We start from the raw sequence: 5282 nt of genomic DNA, 5'->3' as shown, positions 1-5282 counted from the left end.
ACATTAAGCTTTATATTTTTATTTTTAATCCAATTTTTCACTATATCTTTTTCTATATTATTACATTGTATTTCATTATTTTTTATAACAAAAGCTTTATCACATCCAGTTATAATTCCCTGAAAACTTATACATATATCTTTTAGCTTATATTTACAGCTTTTTTCTATAACGTTATATAAATTTACATTTTCCTTTTTATCTATAATCCACTTTTCACTCATATCACTTTGATTCATATGTATTTTAGTAAAATAGTCACTAAACTTTAGAGTTGATTTGATATCATCTATAAATTTTAATTTAATATTATAGTTGGTAATCCTATAAAAATCAAAACTCGAATCTATGTACGTTGCCTTTTCCATAGTAAATATACAACTTGCTACATTTGCATTTTTAAATACATTAAATCCATTGAAATCTATAATTTCTTTAATTTTAACATTATTAATTATATAATTTCTTAAATTTTCTCCACTCGGACTTTCCAAAAAATATCTTGGAGTTATTATACTTGCAACTCCATTTTTTTTTAGTAAGTCAATTATACGTTTATAAAAACAAAAATAAATGTCTGACTTATCCTTATATACGTCACCATAATTTTTTATTAATTGCTTTTTATATTTCATAGTCAAATTTTTATGTCCTATATAAGGAGGATTTCCTATTATATAATCAAACTTCTCACCCCAGAATGTTTCTTTCAAAGTATCATCTATTCCTTCATACATTAAACTATCAAAACAGTATATATTAAATTCATCAGTAGATGAATCTAATTCTTTATTTCTCAAAGAATATTTCAAAACATTTACCGCATTTTGATCTATATCTATACCATATATACAATTTTTGATTATATGTTCATGTATATTCTCAATATTAAGATCCTTTTTTATAATTTCAAACTTTTTATACAAAACATCATATACCTCTAGTAAAAAATTTCCACACCCACAAGACATGTCCAATATTTTAGGAGATGGATTCTTATTAAAATCATGTTCTGTCAAAATTTTATTAACAATATAATCTATTACATATTTAGGAGTATAATAAATCCCCAAAGCTTTTTTTTCATTTTCACTTAAACTATTTTCATATAAATCAGATAAATAGTAATTACTACAATTTAGAATCTCCATATAACTTCCCCCTAGAAAATACACTTTCTAGCTACCATTATATCAAAGTTTGAATTAATTAATATACAATTAAACATAAATAAAAAGAAGTATATAATATATACTTCTTTTTATTTATGTTTAGAGTCTATGTATCTTAGTATTCCTTGAGCTATACCTTCTGCCATTTGATTTTGATAACTCGAGTCACTAAGCTTTTTTTCTTCTTCCTTATTACTTATAAATCCAGCCTCAACTAAAACTGATGGCATTTCTGTCTCTCTTAAAATTTCTAAGTTAGAAGGATAAATACCTCTATTTTTAGTATCTAAATATAAACATATTGTATCTTGTATAGATTTAGCTAACTGTTCTGATCCATCAATATTATTTGACTGGTAATATGTCTCTGTCCCAAACGCGGACCTTCCTCCACTTTCTGAGTTAAGATGTATAGAAACAACCATATTTACCCCTTGTTCATTAGCCATTTTGCTTCTTTCTTCTAAAGATACATATGTATCTTCTGTTCTAGTTAGAATAACTTCTAAGTCTTCGTATTGAGACAAATCTCCAGCTACTTTCTTTGCAATTTCTAAAGATATATTTTTTTCTAAACTGCCATCTACTCCCTTAGCTCCTGCATCATTTCCTCCATGTCCAGGATCTATCAATATCTTAATTTTGCCCTTTGATTTGTCTTCATCTAAGCTAAGATGTTCAATTTCAGTCTTATCTTGAGTTTTAGTTTCATTGCTTTTAGTGTCAGTTTTTGTTTTGTCCTCACTTATTGACCCCGTTAACATCTTTAACCCAAAAATTATTGAAAATATAATTGCTAATAATAAAAATACTAAAATTAATAGTCTTGATTTTTTTATTCTTTTTCTCTTAACAGTTTTTTTCTTCTTTGTCATACATCCACCCTTCTACTCTATAATTCAGGTTAATTTTAGCATTTTTCGATTATATTTTCAATATGACTAGCTTTATCCTCCTAAAGTAATATCTTGTTTACTATACCAATTTATAGCTTCATGTATATGATTATGTTTAAAATCTGGCCAATACTCATCTAAAACATAAAAATCTGCATATATAGATTGTACAGGTAAAAAACCACTTAGCCTTCTTCTTCCGCCCCATCTTATTATTAAATCCAGTCTAGATATATCAAAAGACTGTATGTATTCATGTATATTATTTTTATTATTTCCTTTAGCTGTGGATAGTGTATTTAAATCCCAATGCCACCCATAATTAACTAGTAAATTAGCTTTTATTTGCCCATCCTTAGCCTCTGTACGACTAGTATACGGAAGTAGTTCCTGTGGAAACATTGGTGAACTAGTATTTCCTATAACTAATAAAGATGCCCCTTCATCCACCAACATCTTCGCTGCATTTACGCATGCATCAGTAAAAGCCTTAGTTTGAGGAGCAGGTCTCTTTGTATTATCTGTCGTAAATCCATAAAATGTGACTTCATCTACACCTATATCTCTGCACACCCTGTATGCTTCAAGCCCTGGATCCAGTCCATTGTCATATCCTTTGTCTTTAGTAAGCCCATTAGATTCAGCCCACCTTCTATTTCCATCTGGTATTATTCCTACATGTTTTGGAATTCTCATTTTAATCACCTCTTGATGTGAATTATTGCCACATATAGAATTTTTACACAATTTTAAATTTTTTATTAAAATTTTTTAAATTTTCAATAAAATCACTCCATTATTTATTGTATTTATAGTAAACTATAAATATATTTTTATTCGGAGGTATTATATGAAAAAAACTTTGTTTTTAGTTTTTTTACTTTTTACTTTTTTACTTGCAGGTTGCTCTTCTAACTCAAATATTAAAGATGTACCCGTGAGTGAAATTAAAGATGCTATATTAAAAAATAATCTTTTAGATGTAGAACCTTTAAATGATATTCCTGCTTCAGAATTCCACGCTCTTAGTTCTGTAAAAAATGATATGGATGAAGGCTTTATGTTAAGCGCCATGATCAATGTAAAATTAAGAGATGTCATAGTTATAAAAACTGATAATACTGAAGTTGTACTTAAAGCTTTAGAAAAGTATAAAAGCAATTCACTAAAATTATTCGCTGACGGATACGGTGGAGAAGATAATATGGAAAGTGTATCAAATTCAATATTGAAAACAGTCGGCAACTATGTATATTTTATAGCTACTCCAAATGCTGATGAGATTGAAAAAGTAATTTTAAATACTATTCAACAATAATGTTTAATTTATCTGACTTATCCTATTAGTTAGTTTTTAGTAATTTAGATAAATCTAAGTCTTATTGTCTTTTAAATTAAATATGTTATATAATTACTTTAGATATATTATTTTAATTTTAGGAGGGTATTCATGCAACCGTTATTTTTAAAACCATTGTTTATGTACAGAATATGGGGAGGAACTGCATTAAGAGATAAGTTTAACTATGAAATTCCATCTGAAAATACAGGTGAATGTTGGGCTATAAGTTCTCATGAAAATGGAGATTGCGAAATTACAAATGGAAAGTTTAAGGGAATGACTTTATCTAACTTATGGTCTAATCACAGAGAACTTTTTGGAAATATGGCTGGAGATAAATTTCCATTACTTACAAAAATATTAGATGCTAATGATAATTTATCCGTTCAAGTACATCCTGATAATGAGTATGCTAAGAAAAATGAAAATGGAGAATTAGGTAAAACTGAATGTTGGTATATAATAGATTGCGATGATGATGCTGAAATGATTTTTGGACACAATGCTAAATCTAAAGAAGAGTTTGAATACATGGTTTCAAATAATAAATGGAGCGACTTACTTAGAAGAGTTAAAGTTAACAAAGGAGACTTTTTCTATGTTCCAAGTGGAACAATCCATGCTTTATGCAAAGGAACTCTAGTGTTAGAAACTCAACAAAGCTCTGATACTACTTACAGAGTTTATGATTACGATAGAGTAGACTCTAATGGTAATAAAAGAGAGCTTCATGTTGATAAATCTATAGCTGTTACTACAGTTCCTCATGTTGAAAATAAACCTAACTATAGTATTATTGAAAATGATAACTTTAAACTTACAACATTTTTAAGTAATGAGTTTTTTAGTGTTCATAAATTAGATGTTTTCACTGAGTATAGTTCAATGCAAAATAAGCCATTCGAATTATATAGTGTCATAGATGGTAACGGAAAACTAGTATCAAATTCAAATGAATATAGTTTAAATAAAGGCGATAACTTTATATTGCCTAATAACTTTGGAGAATTTAAACTAATAGGTAATTTACAATTAATAATTTCTCATATGTAGTTAAAAAGGGATGCATATTTATTCTAATACATCCCTTTTACTTATTTATAATACCCAAGTATTTTTATATATCTTCTCTCTCCTTCTTTTTCGCTTAAAGGAAAATCTATCAAATCATCGGTATGCTGGCATATTAAGTAATCTAATAAGTAATTTCTATCATCTAGTATTACTTCACTTATTATCATTGTGTGATATGCACTACCTTGATATATTAATTGAACTAAATCTCCTTTTTCTAATTCATCATAATCTGCTAGAACTGCATATATACCGTAATTTTCAGTTTTATATTTATTGTTATTTAAAACATACCTACCAAATGCATCTGCAGATGTCCAAGTTGGAGTTCTACTAAAATCACTATACCAATACCATTGGTGCATTATATCCTTTCCCTCATGATCAAAAGGTATATCCCCTGCATGTATACACTGAGATATATAGTTCGTACAATCTCCTCCCCATGGGTCATAGTCTTTATATTTAGGATTTCTGTATAAAGCCCACGTTCTAGCATAATCAACTGCTGATTCTCTATCATATTCATTTAGAAATCTCATATTATCACTCCATTACATAACTTTTAATGTAATTTGATATGTCACTTTCATTATCTTTAAAATAAATTTTCATTTCATCTATATCGCATGTATCTTTATTTTCATATGAAGAGAATACTATAGATACGTAGTCATTTGTTATATAAAATTTTTCATCTATATTATGTTCTATAAGTACTGTATTTTTGAAAATATCTTCAATTAACAATTCTCTCTTTCTCTTAAGGTCAAAATTATAAGTATTTATATAATTTAT

7 protein-coding genes are annotated in these 5282 nt (G+C 27.5%); 2 read left to right on the top strand and 5 right to left on the bottom strand.

What is annotated here, in order from left to right; translation table 11 throughout:
* The 3 genes from VN21_RS07465 to uppS form a co-directional block, all read right to left on the bottom strand.
* Positions 1-1151 (bottom strand): HsdM family class I SAM-dependent methyltransferase (locus VN21_RS07465; protein ID WP_046822704.1); only part of this gene is annotated, 1151 nt, incomplete at its 3' end.
* Positions 1152-1261: 110 nt separating this feature from the next.
* Positions 1262-2047 carry an N-acetylmuramoyl-L-alanine amidase family protein gene (locus VN21_RS07460; RefSeq protein WP_052952007.1) on the bottom strand — a complete coding sequence of 262 codons (786 nt, stop codon included), beginning with the start codon at positions 2045-2047 and terminating at the stop codon, positions 1262-1264.
* A 72-nt stretch (positions 2048-2119) separates the two neighbouring features.
* Positions 2120-2764 carry a polyprenyl diphosphate synthase gene (gene uppS / locus VN21_RS07455; protein ID WP_046822703.1) on the bottom strand — a complete coding sequence of 215 codons (645 nt, stop codon included), beginning with the start codon at positions 2762-2764 and terminating at the stop codon, positions 2120-2122.
* Between the two features lie 154 nt (positions 2765-2918).
* Between uppS and VN21_RS07450 the strand changes: the two genes are divergently transcribed.
* Positions 2919-3386, top strand: coding sequence for a DUF4358 domain-containing protein (locus VN21_RS07450; protein ID WP_046822702.1), 468 nt, complete (start codon positions 2919-2921; stop codon positions 3384-3386).
* A 132-nt stretch (positions 3387-3518) separates the two neighbouring features.
* On the top strand, positions 3519-4463 hold the full coding sequence (gene manA / locus VN21_RS07445) for a mannose-6-phosphate isomerase, class I (RefSeq protein WP_046822701.1): 945 nt from the start codon (positions 3519-3521) through the stop codon (positions 4461-4463).
* A 41-nt stretch (positions 4464-4504) separates the two neighbouring features.
* Here manA and VN21_RS07440 read toward each other — a convergent pair whose 3' ends face one another.
* Both VN21_RS07440 and VN21_RS07435 read right to left on the bottom strand, forming a co-directional pair.
* Positions 4505-5026 carry an amidase domain-containing protein gene (locus VN21_RS07440; RefSeq protein WP_046822700.1) on the bottom strand — a complete coding sequence of 174 codons (522 nt, stop codon included), beginning with the start codon at positions 5024-5026 and terminating at the stop codon, positions 4505-4507.
* Positions 5027-5030: 4 nt separating this feature from the next.
* The coding region (locus VN21_RS07435; RefSeq protein WP_046822699.1) for a hypothetical protein at positions 5031-5282 on the bottom strand (252 nt) is incomplete at its 5' end.

Source organism: Paraclostridium benzoelyticum, from assembly GCF_001006285.1.
Taxonomy (GTDB): Bacteria; Bacillota; Clostridia; order Peptostreptococcales; family Peptostreptococcaceae; genus Paraclostridium; species Paraclostridium benzoelyticum.
The sequence above is the reverse complement of the archived record's forward strand: the minus strand, read 5'-3'. Positions and strand labels throughout refer to the sequence as shown.

What these genes read in the sequence shown, in the direction of transcription:
- VN21_RS07460 (WP_052952007.1), bottom strand. Translation starts at nt 2,047, where the DNA reads ATGACAAAGAAGAAAAAAACTGTTAAGAGAAAAAGAATAAAAAAATCA.
- uppS (WP_046822703.1), bottom strand. Translation starts at nt 2,764, where the DNA reads ATGAGAATTCCAAAACATGTAGGAATAATACCAGATGGAAATAGAAGG.
- VN21_RS07450 (WP_046822702.1), top strand. Translation starts at nt 2,919, where the DNA reads ATGAAAAAAACTTTGTTTTTAGTTTTTTTACTTTTTACTTTTTTACTT.
- manA (WP_046822701.1), top strand. Translation starts at nt 3,519, where the DNA reads ATGCAACCGTTATTTTTAAAACCATTGTTTATGTACAGAATATGGGGA.
- VN21_RS07440 (WP_046822700.1), bottom strand. Translation starts at nt 5,026, where the DNA reads ATGAGATTTCTAAATGAATATGATAGAGAATCAGCAGTTGATTATGCT.